The 17,840-nt window shown below is 40.0% G+C and carries 11 protein-coding genes and 1 tRNA gene; 6 read left to right on the top strand and 6 right to left on the bottom strand.

All coding sequences use genetic code 11. The features are described 5' to 3' along the window. The first annotated feature begins 7 nt into the window (after window positions 1–7). The gene (locus HXT60_RS06310) at window positions 8–1,477 is read left to right on the top strand and encodes a CCA tRNA nucleotidyltransferase (protein ID WP_421791053.1); all 1,470 of its coding nucleotides are present in this window, start codon (window positions 8–10) and stop codon (window positions 1,475–1,477) included. A 70-nt stretch (window positions 1,478–1,547) separates the two neighbouring features. Here HXT60_RS06310 and HXT60_RS06305 read toward each other — a convergent pair whose 3' ends face one another. From HXT60_RS06305 to HXT60_RS06280, 6 genes are all read right to left on the bottom strand, one after another. Next, entirely contained in the window at window positions 1,548–2,171 is a 624-nt protein-coding gene (locus tag HXT60_RS06305) for a LytR C-terminal domain-containing protein (protein ID WP_009993929.1), read from the bottom strand. A 141-nt stretch (window positions 2,172–2,312) separates the two neighbouring features. Beyond that, the gene (rsmA, locus tag HXT60_RS06300; protein WP_004114054.1) at window positions 2,313–3,203 is read right to left on the bottom strand and encodes a 16S rRNA (adenine(1518)-N(6)/adenine(1519)-N(6))-dimethyltransferase RsmA; all 891 of its coding nucleotides are present in this window, start codon (window positions 3,201–3,203) and stop codon (window positions 2,313–2,315) included. 3 nt (window positions 3,204–3,206) lie between these two features. Further along, window positions 3,207–4,733 carry a G5 domain-containing protein gene (locus tag HXT60_RS06295; RefSeq protein ID WP_004116443.1) on the bottom strand — a complete coding sequence of 509 codons (1,527 nt, stop codon included), beginning with the start codon at window positions 4,731–4,733 and terminating at the stop codon, window positions 3,207–3,209. Window positions 4,734–5,157: 424 nt separating this feature from the next. Further along, a tRNA-Thr gene (locus tag HXT60_RS06290) sits at window positions 5,158–5,231 on the bottom strand. Window positions 5,232–5,337: 106 nt separating this feature from the next. Then, window positions 5,338–6,279: a DsbA family protein gene (locus HXT60_RS06285; RefSeq protein ID WP_421791050.1), complete on the bottom strand. Its 942-nt coding sequence runs from the start codon at window positions 6,277–6,279 to the stop codon at window positions 5,338–5,340. Window positions 6,280–6,378: 99 nt separating this feature from the next. Beyond that, window positions 6,379–8,100: a serine/threonine-protein kinase gene (locus tag HXT60_RS06280; protein WP_421791048.1), complete on the bottom strand. Its 1,722-nt coding sequence runs from the start codon at window positions 8,098–8,100 to the stop codon at window positions 6,379–6,381. Between the two features lie 353 nt (window positions 8,101–8,453). On the opposite strand from HXT60_RS06280, the gene HXT60_RS06275 reads away from it, so the two are divergent. From HXT60_RS06275 to HXT60_RS06255, 5 genes are all read left to right on the top strand, one after another. Then, window positions 8,454–9,581: an ABC transporter ATP-binding protein gene (locus HXT60_RS06275; RefSeq protein ID WP_004114066.1), complete on the top strand. Its 1,128-nt coding sequence runs from the start codon at window positions 8,454–8,456 to the stop codon at window positions 9,579–9,581. Window positions 9,582–9,774: 193 nt separating this feature from the next. Continuing rightward, the gene (locus tag HXT60_RS06270; RefSeq protein WP_421791046.1) at window positions 9,775–11,190 is read left to right on the top strand and encodes a DUF4032 domain-containing protein; all 1,416 of its coding nucleotides are present in this window, start codon (window positions 9,775–9,777) and stop codon (window positions 11,188–11,190) included. A 158-nt stretch (window positions 11,191–11,348) separates the two neighbouring features. After that, window positions 11,349–11,795: an RbsD/FucU family protein gene (locus HXT60_RS06265; protein WP_248911875.1), complete on the top strand. Its 447-nt coding sequence runs from the start codon at window positions 11,349–11,351 to the stop codon at window positions 11,793–11,795. Between the two features lie 412 nt (window positions 11,796–12,207). Continuing rightward, entirely contained in the window at window positions 12,208–16,089 is a 3,882-nt protein-coding gene (locus tag HXT60_RS06260; protein WP_101889970.1) for a discoidin domain-containing protein, read from the top strand. A 230-nt stretch (window positions 16,090–16,319) separates the two neighbouring features. After that, window positions 16,320–17,747 carry an alpha-L-fucosidase gene (locus tag HXT60_RS06255; protein ID WP_410310680.1) on the top strand — a complete coding sequence of 476 codons (1,428 nt, stop codon included), beginning with the start codon at window positions 16,320–16,322 and terminating at the stop codon, window positions 17,745–17,747. Window positions 17,748–17,840: the final 93 nt, after the last annotated feature.

Raw genomic sequence — 17,840 nt, 5'->3', positions numbered from 1 at the left:
TAACGGTATGCTGGAATATAGTTTGATTTTTGTTGAAAGGGTGTTTCCAAGCGTGTCTGTGAACTTTGAAGTTTGTCCTGAAGCCATGGAGTTGGGTAGATTATTCGCTAAACATAATTATGAGCTGGCTCTTGTAGGCGGTCCTGTACGAGACATGTTGTTGCATAGAACGTCGCACGATCTTGATTTTTGCACTTCTGCCAAACCAGAAGAATTTGAGCATATTCTTAGGAGTTGGGGGCACGATGGCTTTTGGGATATGGGTCGAAAATTTGGCACGCTTGGAGCTGTGCGTCGCAGAAAAGACGGAACAGAAGTAAAAGTCGAGATAACAACATACCGATGTGATGACTATGAGCCAGATTCTAGGAAACCAGAAGTAAAATATGGCGATACTTTGGAAGGTGATCTTTCTAGGCGTGATTTTACTGTGAACGCAATGGCTTTGCGTGTTCCAGATTTGGAATTTGTAGATCCATTCGGTGGAGCGAATGATTTAGCAAAAGGTATTCTGCGTACTCCAGTAGATCCTCGTCAATCTTTTGACGATGATCCTTTAAGAATGATGCGTGCTGTTCGTTTTGTTGCTCAACTTGGTTTCACTATTGAAGCAAATACTGCAGAAGCTATTTTAGATATGGTTTCTAGGTTGGATATTGTTTCTGCAGAGCGCGTCCGCGATGAAATAACAAAAATGCTGCTTTCTGCTAATCCTCGTGCTGGTATTGAAGCTATGGTCGAGTCTGGTATTGCAGATAGGGTTTTGCCAGAAATTCCTGCATTGCGCTTAGAAATTGACGAACATCACAGGCATAAGGATGTTTTTGAGCATACAATGATGGTTCTTGAACGAGCAATAGCATTAGAAACAGATAACGAAGGCGCGGTTCCTAGACCCGATTTGACTTTGAGACTTGCTGCTCTTTTGCATGATATTGGCAAACCTCGTACTAGAAAATTTGAAGAAGGCGGAAAAGTAAGTTTCCACCATCATGATGTTGTTGGAGCTAAAATGACTCGCAAACGCATGAAAGCTCTTCATTTTGATCATCATATTATTGATGATGTAAGCGAGCTTGTGAATCTGCATTTGCGATTCCATGGATATGTTGACGAGCCTTGGACTGATTCTGCTGTACGCAGATATGTTAAGGATTCAGGACACTTGTATGAGAGATTAAATCGTCTAACCCGCGCGGATGCAACTACACAGAACAAGCGTAAATCGCTGATGTTTGAGCAAGCTATGGATGAGATGGAAGAGCGAGTTAAAGAGCTTAAAAAGCAGGAAGATTTTAACGCGATTCGTCCAGACCTAGATGGCAATGAGATTATGCAATTGCTTGATTTGAAACCTGGTCCTATTGTTGGTAAAGCATATAAGCATATGTTGGATTATCGCCTTGATAACGGTCCAGTAGATCACGATATTGCTGTTGAGGAATTAAAGAAATGGTATTCCAGCTTAAATAAGTAGCTTAAATAAGTAAAGTTTTATTATTCTAACTTTATTTTGCTTTATTTAACATCATGTTGTTGAATAAAACTTATTGAACTGGATTATGATTTGCGGATTTTGGAAGATTTTTCATAGAGTTAAAATCAGCGCATCCTTTTATTTCAACTATTGTTGCACCTGCTGCAGGAACATCAGTCTTAGGTTTAAGATTGTTGAATGTTACGCCTAAAACCACGTCAATTAGCTTATCTTGTCTATCGTCCATTCGCAAAATAGCGTCTTTAAAGTTAGCAGCTAAAGTATAAGCTTCATTAATTGATTTCTTACCAAAGTAGATTGTTGTGCGTTTTACACTTTTTTCGCTATTTCCAACTTCAATCAGGTTAAAACCGCGGTTTCGTAGTCCTTCTCCTACCGCTCTTGCGAATCCACGGAATTTTGTTCCGTTTAGTACTCGAATAGGAACAGCACGATTATCGATATAAGTAGCCTTATTCTCATCTTTATTTTTTGTAGGGCAAGGCGCTTGAACTCCATAATTTGGGTCGATTTCTGGAGTTTTAGGGGCAGCAATACCAAATACATGGCATTGCACTAGAACAGCAAGAAGAAACGCTGCTCCAACACAAATTCCAACAGTAGTAAGTACAAATCGTTTCTTTTGATACATGAACTCTCTGCGCGCCAGCCGCTCGTCGTAAAATTGCGTCATGCTAACTTCCGATCTGTACTATGTTTCTGTTGCGTATCTTATTGTACGAGACTTGCAATTATGCATAAATCATAATGTTTTATACACAAAACAATACTAGCAATTTTACTTACTATGTATGACTGTGTTTTTAAAAATAATTCATATCTGCGAAGCTTTATAAAGAGCCAAGAATTCTGCGCATGTAAGGGTCTCTCCACGCCTAGTTGGGTCTATTCCGGCAATATCGTACGATTCATTAGAAATAATGCCTTTAAGAGCAGAATGCAGTGTTTTTCTTCTCTGTTGGAACGCTGCATCAATAATTTTAAACACTTTTTCTCGCTCTTGCTCATCTTCTCTTATCTCGTTATTTCTTTCAAAATAAACGAGAGCAGAATCAACATTTGGAGCAGGCCAGAATACATTTCTACCAATTAAACCAGCTTTTTGAGATTCGCCATACCAAGCCAACTTTACACTTGGAGTTCCATATGTTTTTGTGCCTGGTTGAGCGCAGAGGCGATCTGCCACCTCTTTTTGAACCATTACAAGGAAACTTGTAAGATTATTAAACTTTTCAAGAAGTGTAAGAATAATAGGGGTTGCAACGTTATAAGGAAGATTAGCAACAAGAGTAAAGTGTTGTGCATTTGCTAAATTGGGAACGTCTTGAGCGTTTAATTCGAGCGCGTCTTTAAGAATCACATTAAATCGTTCTAAGGCGTTAGGCATAAATTCTTTAACGGTACTCGGCAAACGTTTAGCAAGCGGAGGATCTATTTCTACAGCCGTAAGATTTGCGCCAGCTTGAAGAATCGCAAGTGTAAGAGAGCCAAGACCAGGGCCTACTTCCATAACAAAATCGTTTGAATTAATTTTTGACGCAGTAACGATTTTCTTAACCGTACCAGGGTCAATAACGAAATTTTGACCGAATTTTTTAGTAGGAGTAATACCCTCTTCTGCTGCAATCCTACGAATGTCAGCGGCTCCAAGAAGAGAGCCTTCTTGCTCACTAATATTATTTTGTGTCAATTTAATACCATCCAAACTTTAATACCATCCAAACTTTTCTGAATGCTTCCATGCTTCGCTAGGATTCCCGTATTTGCTTTTAATGTAATTAATTCCCCACGTTATTTGTATTGATGCATCTTCGTGCCAATTTGCTCCTGCGCTCGCCATTTTGTTTGCTGGAAGAGATTGTGGTATTCCGTATGCGCCAGAGCTTTTATTTTCTGCGTTCCAACGCCAGTGAGATTCTCTTGTCCACAATTTAACAAGATCTTCCCACATTGCACCAGTCCAACCAATTTGAGCACATGCAGCTTGAGCATATAGCTTTGCTTGCTCAGGAGTGGCGTGAACCATGCCATTGGGATTGTTGGCTGGTGGAGCAGGTGCTGGTGGGGCTGCAGGAGCGGGAGCTGGCGTTTGTGATGCTGGCTGTGATGCTGCAGGTGCTTGTGTTTGAGAAGAGGAAGAAGGATTTTGCTGATTATTCGCATTAGATTGATGCTGATTTTGTGAATTACTATTGTTATGGTTTTGAGAATTTTGCACACTTTGTTGGGATTGACTATTTTGAGAAGGTTTTTTAGATTCTTGTGGTTTTATTTCTTGTTTAGTGTTAGTTTTATTCAAATTAGTATTGCTAGAAGGTTTTTGTGAAGTCTTTCCGTTAGTGTTGTTACTACTTTGCTTATTCTGCTTAGGGGCTTGATAATTAGGTTTGCTACCTACAGCAACAATCTGATCTGTTGTAGGAGTAATCACGTTTTGTTTTATTAATACAGAGCTTTCTGCTTTACCATCAACATAAGTCACATTGTATAAATCTGTTCGCTCGCCATTTATTCCAGATTGTCTAACAACTCTCACTCCAGATGGCAAATTTGGATCATTTATCGTTCTAGTGTTAAAAGGAACGATGACATTTCTAGATTCTTTTCCATGAGTTACGCGAAGAATGCGTAATACGGTTTGTGATCCATTTTCGCTTACGGTAACTCTATCTTCTTTTCCCAAAACGATTCCTAGAGAATCGAGAATAGAACTTGCTGGAAGTGTTCCATCTGGCGCTATCCTAGATTTGCCATCGCAAATAACCTCTACAGGTCCTTTTTTGTTAATAGACAATCCTCCAGTGAGTTTGTCGTAAATATTCTGCAAATTTACTGTGATTTTTGCAGCATGATCTGCATTTGCTTGGAAGAATCCAATTAATTGATCTACGCTGGTTGCAACAGTCCAAAATGGTATTGTTATGCCATCTACTGTTACAGAAGTTTGGTAAGCGCTCCTAACAGTTACAGTTGTGTGATCTGCAAGAATTTCTCCCGAAGTACTAATAACTTGATCATGCGTTTTAACGGGTATTTTTTGTTCCTGCAGAAGTCTTTGTGCAGTAGACGCATAGGTTGTGACAATTCTTGTTTTACCATTGACAATTAGAGCTACAGATTTGCGCGCAGAAAGAGTAAAAATCCCAGTGCTTGAGATAATAAGAGCCAAAACGCATACAAGGATGCGTATTCTTCTCATTACAACAAACCTCTGAGGCGTCCATCTGCGTGCCATTCAACCTCACTTCCAAAGTAAAACTGAACTTTAATTATATATAATGCTCGCAACTGAGCTAAAAGCTTCTAAATGTTGATGAAATCTATCATAAAAATGGGGGCGGGAGAGAAGGGGATTGTTCCCGCCCCCGTAGAGGAGGAGCTGGTTGGGGGACGCTCCACCCTCTTACTCGGAAATCCTGAGTTGGGGGAAGATTTCCGAGAACTTACTCAAGCAAAGTCTACAATGCAAATCTTTTGTAAGTTTTTATTTTATGTTTTATGATGAATAAGTCTTACTTTTTATAAATTATCATACGACAAATCTATAAACGTATTTGCTTTAATTCTAACCCTTTAATGCAAATTTTACTAAAATTGCCAAAAGCCTTCAACTTAACACTATTAACGATCGTATTTTAACAAGTAGAAGAATAAAACAGAGCCTCCTGCCGGGATCGAACCGGCGACCTGCCGCTTACAAGGCGGCCGCTCTGGCCATCTGAGCTAAGGAGGCACGTCTCTGCGTGCAATAACTAGCTTGCGCGCAAAACATTGATTAGTGTACCAGCACCCAATGCCAAAATGCAACTTGTTTGCGCTGAAACACTAATCAACAAGAACTAGTCAATAGGATTTGGCTGATCTTTGTCAGTTATTTTTGGCATAACACCTTCAACTCCAACCTTAGATTTGTCTAACCCAATAGACTTAAGAATTGCATCTGGTGTACTAAGCTTCTTCTTGCTAACTTCAACCATATCAAGAAGTTTCCCGTTGATAGTAGTTGTAGGAGTTGTCATAGCTCCCTTATTTTGTCCGCTAACATTCCACAAAGCTTTACGATTTGGAGTATCGGAATTAATAGCGCCTTGCCAAGCGAGATAATTCCTATCAAACGCTTTACTTGCTACCTCTTTGCTAACTCCAGCCTTAACTGCCTGTTCAATAAGCTTTTCATTGCTTACAGGTTTATAATCATCGCCTTCTTCTGGCTGGAAATCTTCAGCAAAAATGTTGTTAATAAATTGAAGCAAATGCAAAGGATTGTCGTCGTTAGACGAAATGTATGCGATTGCGCCAGTTACACGTGTTGAATAGTGGTCGCTAGAAATTCGATCTAAGAATGACATTGGGTGAATCTCAAGGTTAATCTGACCAGCCTTCATCATGGCAATAAGCATTTGATCGGAATCGCGATTAAAATTACCGCACCCAGGGCATAGTGGATCAGCATAAACTGCAATGGTTGGAGCATTCTCAACTGTTGTTCCATACCCGTTTTTGCTGATTAAAATTCCGCCCTCGTTGTTAGCGTACTTAGGCTTTTGGTTAGTCGTAAGTTTTTTAACAGCGCGTCTTGCTTGTTGAGCCTGCTCAATTTTCTTTTGATTTTCCATATTGTTTGCATTAAGAGCCGTAATGCCAATCGCAGCAATCATGCCAAGTAAAATAACCACAACAACGATTCCAACAATAGTTTGCTGGCGTAACTCTTTAGCCTTTTTGTCTTTAAGATCCTTACCATTGTGATTCTGCATGCTGTTTTGATTAATGTTTGGCATGTTGTTCCTTTCTGCACAGGTTTCTGTACAAGCAAATTTGGTGATGTTCTCGTGGAATAAAAATATCTGCAGAATAGTCTAGTTGACGGTATCAACTGTCTATATTTCTTGCTCGTTTGAGATTTTTCCCGCTCCGAGAATTGCTCCTGCCCCGATTCTGAAGATCTTAGTTTTCCCTAAAATAAAAGCAATAATCCATCCTGCTATAAAACCAATAAGATATCCAATTGATGTTTGAGAGAAAACCTCTGGAGAGTAAGTTGGAAAATGTATGGTAATAAACCATATTTTGAATTTAATTAATTGTGGAGTTGCATGAATCATAAGTGGGTAGATGTATGCGCCAATAACACCTGTAATTATCATTGTGACTAATCTAGGTATCGTGTAAATAGACGCTCGTACAAAATGCCAAGGTATACTCCCGATTCTTATTAGCCAATCTTTTCCACCGGTCGAATCATTTGCGGATTGTCTGCGTAATTGCGCGCAAACATTGTATCCTATTGTGGCTGTAACAAGCATAAGAATAATGTTTGCAGACAGTGCGTCAATAATAGAGAATACTGAAATAGATGAGGAAAGTATTGCAAATATTATTAAAAAAAATGTTCCGCGAAACATGTATTTGCTTATTTTAGGATGTATGTTACCCTGTTCAGAATTTTTTGCGTATTCTTGCTTATTCTCGTATTCCTGTTCATTTTGATAAACATTATTCTGCTCATCAACATCTTGTTGATTGAAATTTTGTCTATCAACAATTTTTGTAGAGTCATCAGAATCTGTATTAAAACGTGTTGTATTAACAGTTGTTGTAAAATCACTTCTTTTAGTATCTTCAGAAACCCACATTTTTCTAGGATTTTCTGACATAATCCGAGTTTGTGTTAGCTGATTAGGTACGGTTAACCCATCAGCCGTATAGTCAAAAGGGTAGTTAGATTCCTGTAAAGACAGGGGATTTAACGCATCTTGGTAAATAGCTTGCTCAAGTTGTTCGGGAGTACAGCGTTCGCTTCTTTTAGGACTCAATGCAGATCTAAATGCATGCATAGTATTTATAGGGAGTCCATTAAGATTAGCGTTTCCTGAAGCTGCCCTTTCCAAAACCGCCATTATTGGTTTTGTTCCAAAAACAGGCTTTCCTGTTGCAGCAAAAGCAAGAACTGCAGCAACACTCCACCAATCCGTAATCTCGTCAGAGTCTGATCCTTCAATGATTTCTGGAGCAATAAAACCAGGGGTGCCCATAACTAAACCAGTGCGTGTTACATGTGATTCGCCCTGACCCATAGATATACCAAAATCAACTAAAACTGGTCCTGTTGTAGAAATCATAACGTTTGTAGGCTTAATGTCTCTGTGTATTATTCCAGCGTTATGAACAGCTTTTACTGCATCGATTAGCTTATGAGCGAGTCGTTCTAAATCGTCTGCGACATATGGACCATTAATAGCGACATCTTCTTTAAGATTGTGCCCATCAATTAGCTCTGTAACTATAAAGGCTATGGAAGCATCAAGCTCCATATCTACTATTGAGCACACGCCTTCGTGATGAATTTTTTGTAAAGCTAGAGCTTCTCGTTTAAGTCTAAGTCTTGCTTGTTCTTGAGGATTAGTGTTTTCTAATGAATCTAAATCTTCACTTTGATCTTCTAACATAGATGCGCGCAGAATTTTCATTGCGTAAAGTTGGCCACCATCATCGTGAACGCGCCAGACAGACCCCATAGCGCCTCCGCCTAAGCGTTCAATTAGCGTGTATCCGCCAATGTTTTGACCAGAACGCAAATCAAATATGCTCACATCTTCCATAATGCATTATGGTAATGGGAGAGTATGCCAATTATGCGTTTTGGTGGAAAATTTATACAAAATTTTATAAACAAATGTTTATATATTTAATGCATATTAATGCGTGTTTGTTAAACATTGTTTATATGTGATTTATCTGTTCGACACGCCGAAATGCTAGAAAATACTGTAATTTTGCTGTTTTTACTAAATAAACATGATATATTAGAGCATGGCTCAACGAAGAGAACCTTCAATGAACCATGTAAGTAAATGTGGACGATTGACGCCGCCGACGTAGGACTTGGGGTCTTGAGTACACACCCTTCACAACGGATCGTTCGGCACGTACCTGCCGATGAAAGGAAAATATCATGGCAGAAGTTGTATTTGATCATGTCACCCGTATTTACCCTGGCAATGACAAGCCATCGGTTGATGATTTGAACATGACTATTAAGGATGGCGAGTTCCTTGTACTCGTTGGTCCATCTGGTTGCGGTAAGTCAACTACATTGAGAATGTTAGCTGGTTTGGAAGAGGTTAACAAAGGTCGCATTCTTATTGGTGGTCAAGATGTTACTACAATGCAGCCAAAGGATCGCGATATTGCAATGGTGTTCCAGAACTACGCATTGTATCCACATATGACTGTTGCAGACAATATGGGATTTGCTCTTAAGATTGCAGGCGTAAGTAAGGAAGAAATCCGCAAGCGTGTTGAAAAGGCTGCTGAGGTTTTGGATTTGACTGAGTACTTGGATCGTAAGCCTAAGGCACTTTCTGGTGGTCAGCGTCAGCGCGTGGCAATGGGTCGTGCAATTGTTCGTGAACCAAAAGTCTTCCTCATGGATGAGCCTCTTTCCAACCTTGATGCAAAGCTTCGTGTACAGACTCGTACACAGATTGCAGCATTGCAGCGTCAGCTTGGCGTCACTACCCTTTACGTGACCCACGATCAGACTGAAGCTTTGACAATGGGTGATCGTATTGCTGTAATCAAGCTTGGTGTTTTGCAGCAGGTTGGTGCTCCTACCGAGCTTTATGATCGTCCAGCGAACGTCTTCGTTGCAGGCTTCATTGGCTCCCCATCTATGAACATCAACCAGCATCCAGTTGTTGATGGCAAGGCTCAAATTGGCGAAGATTCCATCACTCTTCCAGCAGAAGCTGTTGATAAGCTTACTGAAGAAGATAAGGGTCAGATTATTGTCGGCTTCCGTCCAGAAGATGCAAGCTTGGCAACTTCTGATGATCCAAATGCCTTCTCCTTGAAGGTTGTGAACGTGGAAGATCTTGGCTCTGACGGTTATATTTACGGAAACATCATCACTGATGGTTCTCCAGAAGAAGCGTCTACAATGATGAGCGACCAGAACAAGCTCACAACGATTCGCGTGAACCCACGTGCGCTTCCAAAGGTCGGTGACACTGTAAAGATCAAGATTGATCCATCCAAGATGCACCTGTTTGCACCTTCTACAGAGCTGCGTTTGAACTAATTGCTGTTTTCTTGGGTGCTTTGTCTAAAGTGCCCAAGATTTCTGTATAAGGGTATGGCGGGGTTCGCTACGCGAGCCCCGTTTTCGCATCGTTTGAATTATTTACGATTAGTTATAATGCGATTAGTTATAATTTGATTGCGATTTATTATTCAATTATTGGCGTTCGAACTTAACGGGTAGATTAAAGTTTATGGAATGGAACGATACTCCTTTATTGGATCCACGTGCTATGCAAGCAACATCAGTATCTGCGCAGGATGAAACTGTATCTTCTGCAGAGCCTCAAGCTTTGAAGATTACTGCCGCAAGCTCTAATCCTCAAATGTTTATGCTTCCGTGGGAGCTTCCATTATCTCAATGGCCTACGAATCTTTTTGTAAACTTGCCGCGCGGTATCTCTAGGCACGTTGTGCGCTTTGTGCACGTAGGTGACGAAGTGTATGCAATGAAGGAAATTACTCGTCAAGTTGCTGAACGAGAATATGAGCTTTTAAGGCGTTTGCGCAAATTGGAGCTTCCAACCGTTACTCCTATAGCGGTTGTAGCTGGTAGAAAAGATAAGAACGGTGAACCGCTTGAGGCAATGCTGGTAACTCGTCATCTTAAATTCTCTCTTCCATATCGCGCTCTGTTTGCTCGTACCTTAAGACCTGATACTGCAGAGCGTTTGATTGATGCGCTTGCTGTGCTTATGGTTCGTCTGCATCTTTCGGGATTCTATTGGGGAGATGTTTCTCTTTCTAACGTTCTATTTTTAAGAGACGCGGACGCTTTTACAGCATTTCTAGTTGATGCTGAAACAGGTGATTTGCATGGAAGCCTTACAGAAGGTCAGCGTGAATACGATATTGATTTAGCTCGCACAAACATAATTGGCGAACTAATGGATTTAAGTTCTGGTCAACTTTTGCCTGGTGAGGTTGATGAGATTAGCATTGGAGATAGGCTAGTTGACCGTTATCATTCTCTTTGGAGCACGCTTACAGATGTGGACAAATTTAGCCCAGACGAAATGTGGCGTATTGAAAGACGAGTCAATAGGCTTAATGAGCTTGGTTTTTATGTTGACGAGTTGGAAATGAAGACTTCTGTGGATGGGCGAAGAGTGTTGGTTCGTCCACGAGTTGTGGATGCTGGTTATGCTTCACGTAAGCTACTTCGTTTGACTGGTCTTGATGTTCAGGAGAATCAGGCTCGTAGGCTTCTTAATGATTTAGATGCTTATCGTACGTCTACGTGGCGCCAGGGCGAAGAGTTGGAGATTGTTGCTACTGATTGGATGCGTGAGGTGTTTGAGCCTACGGTACGCATGATTCCTGTTGAGTTTAGATCGCAAATCCAACCTGCACAGTTCTTCCATGAAGTATTAGATCATCGTTGGTTTATGGCGGAACGCGTTGGGCATGATGTTTCTATGCAAGACGCTGTAACAAGCTATATTAAGAACGTTTTACCGCAATATAAGATGGACAAGCGTGTTTTGGCCGCGATTAATGCGGATGCTGATTCTGGTGTGGTAGATGATGAATACACGTATTCCACTTCGTCTCCTATGACTCGCGATATTGATGAAGATGACCAAGACGCTAGTGTTTGGGCTAGTTGAATTCACTCGTTAGTTCATATTTTTCTTTAATCAGCAAAGAATATTTTGCTATAATTATGGAATTTTTTATTAATATCGTGTGATATTATTCAACCTATTAGTTGCCAATGATTGTCAACTAACGGAAATAGTTATTGTGTAAATCAAAGGAGATTTCTATGTTAAAGGGCATTGATCCCATTATATCGCCAGAATTATTGAAAGTACTTTGCGAAATGGGACATGGAGACGTTTTGGTTTTGGCAGATGGAAATTTTCCAACCGAATCGGTAGGAAAAGATGCAATTGTTGTTCGTTGTGATGGTCATGGTACTTCAGAATTGCTAAAAGCGATATTGAAGCTTATGCCTCTTGACCAGTACACATCTAAGCCAGTTACTCTTATGGAAGTTGTTCCAGGGGATTCTTGTGAAACTCCAATTTGGAAAGACTATGAAGATATTATTTCTGGTTTTGATAAGCGCGGCGCTAATACCATAGGAACCTTGGATCGTTTTGCATTTTATGATGAAGCGAAGAATGCGTATTGTGTGGTTGCTACTGGTGAACGTGCTCAATATGCGAATATTATGCTTCGAAAAGGTGTGGTTTTCGCTGGAGAATAAATAACCCTTATACCAATAAACCCCACCAGAGATTCTGATTAGAGTATTTTTTAACACTGCATTGTTGTAAATAAGATTTTTGTAATTTCTTATTTTGCGCTGCAGTGTTTTTAGTTGTGTATTGATAAAACTTGTGGTTTTGAGTGTATGGTGTTTTTTGTTAACTTAGTATACAATTAATTCTAGTTATTATAATGAGTGTAAACAATACGTATATGCGATGCATATTGTTGCTCTTGATTATTTATAACTGTGGCTGGCAGCGATGGCAGCCCGTATGTAATTCAGTCATTTGTGCATTAACCGCACAAATGTGTGTGCGTTTTTATCGATTTTATCTTTGTTTGAGGTACACATATTTACATTTCGATGAAGAGATGTGGATGGCTGGCTTAATGAAGAAAGGAATCCCATGAAGTTTCGACGATTGTTGCAAGGCGGCGCAATATTTGCTTTGTCGATCAGTATGGCTAGTCCGATGATTGCACAAGCTTCAGTGCCACAGGAAGATTCAATTGATCCATTCCATCCCTCAATACTGTGGGCAAGTTCTGAAGAAAAAAATGGTGAGAAAAAGCCAAATGGTACCATTTCTGCGCTTACTGATAGCGATGGGAGCGTGGATAGTGCTAAAACGTTTTGGACAACAAAATGGCAAGGTGGATACGATAATTTCCCACACATTCTCGCTATAAAAAATAATACTAATAGAGAGGTTTGTGGAATTCAGTATACTGCGCGGCCATCGTATGAATCAGTGCAAGGTAATTCGAATGCGCCAGGTGTTTATAGTGTTTTTGCATTCGATAAAGATCCAGGAAATCCATCTGATAAGAAAGATATTAATTGGCGTTCTAAAGTTCATCAAACGAAATTTAATAATGGCGAATTGATTGCAACTGGTGGTTTAAAAGGTATCAATGAGCCGCAAATTATCTCGTTTAAATCTACCAATAAGCCAATATTGACGTTGGTTGGTTTTAAAGCAGTTGATAGTAGCAAAAAAGATATGTCGGCTTCAGACATCAAACTTGTTCCATGTTTACCAGTTGAACATATGAAGAAACAAGGACGGGGTGATGCAACAGCTGCGCCTATTGATTTCTTCATTGATCAATTGCCATTTGGTGCTCCTGGTAAGCCAGTTACTTTCAGTCCATCGCAATATACTTATGAATCTACTGCATACTATCATACAACCTCTGTGTCTGCCAGAGTTAAGTTGCCCACTGGGGCTACGGCTACTATCAATGGCCGCAAGGTGGATTCTGATGGAAGAGTATCGGGCATTCCGTTAACAAAAGGTGTTAATGCTATAGTTGCAAAAGTTGTTGTTGGTAATGCTGCAAGTACATATGTTGTAAATGTGACAAAGGTTGACACAGATTTCCGTGGCAATGAAAAAATTAATGCAACTGTGAAGATAAATGGTGCAAATGATAATGACAATCTAATTGTTACGGATGGTATGCGTGCCACTTCTTGGAATACTACGAGTTTGAAAGATAGCGCTGAATGGTCTAACAAATCAACTGGTTTTACAATTCATTTAAATAGCCCTCGTTATGTAGGACGTATACAAGCTTATGGTTGGCCGACCATGCCAGCTGGCTCCCCTGGGTGGCAAGGAGGGCATTCTGTTGCTATTGATGTCAAAGCTGGTGACAATTGGAATACGGTTGTCACCAATGCAAGCCTTACGCGTGATAGTGATGGCTTATGGTATTGGGATTTGAACGGTTATCATAAAACACAAGATATACGTGTGTGGCTTAACAAGCCCAAAATTCACGATCCACAGCAAAACGGAATAGGTGCCACTGGTATGAGATTGGAAGAAGTAGAAGTGTGGGGGTTGCCTGAGGGTCAGAATCCAAAAGAAATTAAAGTACCTGATGAAAAACCTAAATATACCAGTTTTAATGCAAATGAAAATAAATATGGTGTGAATCGTGCACAAGCATTGGCATTGCAATACGGTGTATTATTGCCAACTTGGGTACCTTCTGAAGGCTATGGGCGTGGAGTTTATAACGATGCAGAACGCCGTTTAACTGGCGGATCGTTCCCTATGTTCTATGATAAGCCTTTATTTAATGCTCCATTGATGCGGCAATTAGGGAAAGGTGTGCCTTGGTCACTTGCTAAAGCTCCAAAGGGTGGCAATAGTATGGGTGAAAATAGTGTACCTAAAGATTTTTTGACTGAAGAAATGAAGCCATATGCTAATAGTCTTGTTGATATTCAATATGGTGATGAGGGAGGTTATAGCGAAAGTGAAGTACAGAAATTTAATCGATGGTTCAGTTGGTCTAAGAATAGGTATCCTGGGGCAATAGTGCATTCTAATCAAGCTCTTGGTCTTGGTTGGGAAACGCATTCCAATATGAGTCATTTTGTCAAAACAGCAAAGCCTGATCTTGTTTCGTGGGATACATATTATTATGGTGCAGGTCAAGGTCCAAAGCCAAGTAAAATTGTGGCAAACATGTTGCAGAATAAGCTATGGACTTCTCAGAGACAAGCAGCCCTAGAGGGTTTGACAGGTGATTGCAGTCAGCCAGTTCTATTTGGACAATATTTAGATTACAACTGGGATGCTAATGTTTCTGCTTCTCAAAAGTCGATTGTTCCTATGATAGGATTAGCTACTGGCCAAAAATGGTTTGGGCTATTCCGTATGGAATATAATGCTTATGATCGCAGTTCGATTATTGACCAAGATGGAGCTCCAACGCGAAGCTTCTACGAATTTTCTAGCATTTTCAAAGATGTGCAGGGCCTTGGGAAATACTTGGTTGCAATGAATAATGAGTATGCAGGATTGAAATCTGGCGTATATGCAGATCGTGCATCTGCTCCGAATATTCAGGGATTCCGTATGGGAGCTTTTGACAGCACGGAGGGAAAGCTAGCGAATGCAGAATTTGGGTTGCAAAAGATTACCGTAAAGAATGTCGGAACTGTTAATAACGGAAAACCTGGAGATGTGCTTGTCGGTCATTTCTCAACACTAAAAGATCTTAATGAGGAAATTCGTAAAAAGATTTTTGGTGAAAGTAAATATGCACCAAAGGCATTGTTGGTAGTTAATGCTTTAACTGGTGATACTCGCTATCCATCATATTATTTATCAACACGTAATGATAATGGTTCTTATGCTGAAACGGCACAGGATATCACGCTTACTGTAAAAAGACCTTCTAGAAATGCAATACTCATGCAGGTTGATCCGCGTACATACATAGCTAAGACAGTTCCGCTTAAAGATGGTGATGATGAGCAGGATGTAAAACTAGAACGTGTTGGCGGAGGTCGTGCTCGATTGCTGTATTGGTTGGAAAATAACGCAGCTTATGAACGTAAAAAAATTGAGGATATAGAACCAAAGAACATTGCGAAAGATAAGAATGTTATAGCAAGTCAATCACGTACTGAGCCGGAGTATGCTGCTAAATCCTTAACTGACGGTGACATATCTACGCGTTGGGCAGCTCCAGATAATCCAAATTATCCAGTGACGCTTGATATCACATTAGGGTGCAATGCTAAGTTCGATGCTGTGCAAATTGAAGAATTTGTTGAGGGTAACGTGAACCATCGCATTAAAAAATTCTCCTTATGGACAAAAAATCAGTGTGATCGTTCAGCGTATAGTGAGAGCTCATGGGAAAGAATATATGGAAAAGATAATGCTGCAAAGGAAGATCTCAGTGATATCAATTTCGAGAATTCTCAATATGCTAGCGAATTGCGTGTGCAGATAGATGAGGTATATCCGAATGTTGATATGTATAATGGGCATCCGGGTAGTCCAACTATTAGTGAAATTAAAGTGATTTCTAAGACTGAGCAAAAGAAGACTCCAAAATCTAAGCATGGTTCGTCTGTTCTTGATTCAGGTGGTGTTTCTACTGATTCAAGACAGTTGGATAATTCTTATGGTCCAAGTGTGACGTTGGAGTCTGGTGATAATCATGATGGTATGTCAAAGGCTAAGCGGAATAAGTCTATGTCTGGTCCGTCTGTTCATGATTCAGGTGGTGTTTCTACTGATTCAAGACAGTCGGATAATTCTTATGGTTCAAGTGATTCGAATGTCAGTGGACTGAGAATGAGCGAAAATAAGCAGCCTACTATTCGTAAGAATGGCTTGTGTCAAAAACGTGAGAAGTGCTCTCGTGGCATGTTGGTTGCTGGAGGTAGTAGTGTGACTGGCGTCTCGGTGCTTTCGTTAACATTTTTTGCTTTTCATTTACTTGTTAGACATAGTAGGAAAGTGCGACAAAAATAGCCATTATAGGTGTATATAATTAGTCTATTCTGTTAGTGTATCCCCATGTGTATTTAGTGTTTATGCCTATTTGTGCATGGGGATTTTTTATGTCTGAAAGACTTTAGAATACTGCTTTTTGAATATGCGGATAATGATTTAACTGGCGTACATCCTTGTTTTTTGTTAATATAGTAAACAATTGATTGTTCGATGTGAAGTTGCATTGATTGCTAAAGCAGGGTGGCAGCATGAATGAGGATTATTTAGCAAATGTAAGGCCTACAGCACGTCAAATTTCTTGGCAGCGCATGGAAATGTATGGTTTTATTCATTTTGGAATGAATACTATGACAGATCGTGAATGGGGGCTTGGTCACGAAGATCCGAAGATATTCAATCCAGATAATTTAGATGTTGACCAGTGGCTTGATGCTCTACAATCGGCAGGTATGACCGGCGTGATTCTAACTTGCAAGCATCATGATGGTTTTTGCTTGTGGCCTTCAAAGTACACCAAGCATACCATTGCGTCCTCTCCATATAAAAATGGAAAAGGAGATATTGTGCGCGAAGTTAGTGAATCAGCTTATCGACATAATATGAAATTTGGCGTATACCTTTCACCATGGGATCGTACAGAATCATCATATGGCACTGGCAAAGTTTACAACGATTTTTATATTAATCAACTTGTTGAATTGCTAACGCACTATGGTCCTATTTTTTCCGTATGGCTTGATGGTGCTTGCGGCGAGGGTGAGAATGGTAAAACGCAAACTTATGACTGGCAACGAATCTATAATACAGTCCGGGCGCTGCAGCCAGATGCTGTTATCAGTGTTTGCGGTCCAGATGTGCGTTGGTGCGGCAATGAAGCTGGTCATACGCGCTCTAATGAGTGGAGCGTATTACCTACAGAATTACGTAGTGCTGAATTAACCTCTTCAAAATCACAACAATCAGATGATGGTAAGTTCTCTCGCAAATTTGCGTCTACTGATGAAGATTTAGGGTCTCGTAAGGCGCTTGCACACTACGAAGGCGATTTTGCTTGGTATCCAGCAGAAGTTGATACCTCTATTCGCAAAGGTTGGTTCCATCACGATAATGAGGATAATAATGTTCGCAGTTCTGATGAATTATTTGATATATGGTGTAAATCTGTAGGGGGTAACTCAACACTTTTGTTGAATGTGCCACCGACACGTCATGGTTTGTTAGCAGATTCTGATGTTAAAATTTTAAAAGAATTGGGCGATAAGATTCGTAAATTCCATGGGCGCGAATTACGAGATCATGAAGCATTATCAATACAAGTTTTAAGTCCTAATACATATGAAGGAAATCCAAAGTACTTGGTTGACAGAAAACAGGGTACAGCATTGTCATCTTCTAAGCCGATTGATTTTCGTATGGTATTTACTGAACCTACTTATATTGATGGCTTAGTTATTGAAGAAGATATTAGTAAAGGACAACACGTTGAAACAGCTGAAATTCACGTTATTGATGAATATGGAGTAAATCATCATGTTTCAGATGTTCATGCCATAGGATATCGCAAAATTCTACGTTTTGACGCGATTCGTGCAGTATCGTTAACTGTGAGAATAACTAGTATTCGTCAATATGTAGCTCTTCAATCATGCTATCCACTAGTTGCACAAGACGAGTAGTAGAAAAGAAAACTCTGATATAAATTTATTTCAATAGCAATAAAATACCGCTGACATAGAAACTTTCTTGTAACTATATCAGCGGTATTAGCT

The sequence above is a fragment of the Gardnerella sp. KA01002 genome (assembly GCF_049244015.1).
Taxonomy (GTDB): Bacteria; Actinomycetota; Actinomycetes; order Actinomycetales; family Bifidobacteriaceae; genus Bifidobacterium; species Bifidobacterium vaginale.
Note: the sequence above shows the minus strand (reverse complement) of the source record. Positions and strands in the feature narration are given on the sequence as shown.

Bases quoted from the DNA above. Each gene is read 5' to 3' on its own strand.
- HXT60_RS06310 (WP_421791053.1), top strand. From the start codon at position 8: ATGCTGGAATATAGTTTGATTTTTGTTGAAAGGGTGTTTCCAAGCGTG.
- HXT60_RS06305 (WP_009993929.1), bottom strand. From the start codon at position 2,171: ATGACGCAATTTTACGACGAGCGGCTGGCGCGCAGAGAGTTCATGTAT.
- HXT60_RS06295 (WP_004116443.1), bottom strand. From the start codon at position 4,733: ATGGCACGCAGATGGACGCCTCAGAGGTTTGTTGTAATGAGAAGAATA.
- HXT60_RS06285 (WP_421791050.1), bottom strand. From the start codon at position 6,279: ATGCCAAACATTAATCAAAACAGCATGCAGAATCACAATGGTAAGGAT.
- HXT60_RS06280 (WP_421791048.1), bottom strand. From the start codon at position 8,100: ATGGAAGATGTGAGCATATTTGATTTGCGTTCTGGTCAAAACATTGGC.
- HXT60_RS06275 (WP_004114066.1), top strand. From the start codon at position 8,454: ATGGCAGAAGTTGTATTTGATCATGTCACCCGTATTTACCCTGGCAAT.
- HXT60_RS06270 (WP_421791046.1), top strand. From the start codon at position 9,775: ATGGAATGGAACGATACTCCTTTATTGGATCCACGTGCTATGCAAGCA.
- HXT60_RS06265 (WP_248911875.1), top strand. From the start codon at position 11,349: ATGTTAAAGGGCATTGATCCCATTATATCGCCAGAATTATTGAAAGTA.
- HXT60_RS06260 (WP_101889970.1), top strand. From the start codon at position 12,208: ATGAAGTTTCGACGATTGTTGCAAGGCGGCGCAATATTTGCTTTGTCG.
- HXT60_RS06255 (WP_410310680.1), top strand. From the start codon at position 16,320: ATGAATGAGGATTATTTAGCAAATGTAAGGCCTACAGCACGTCAAATT.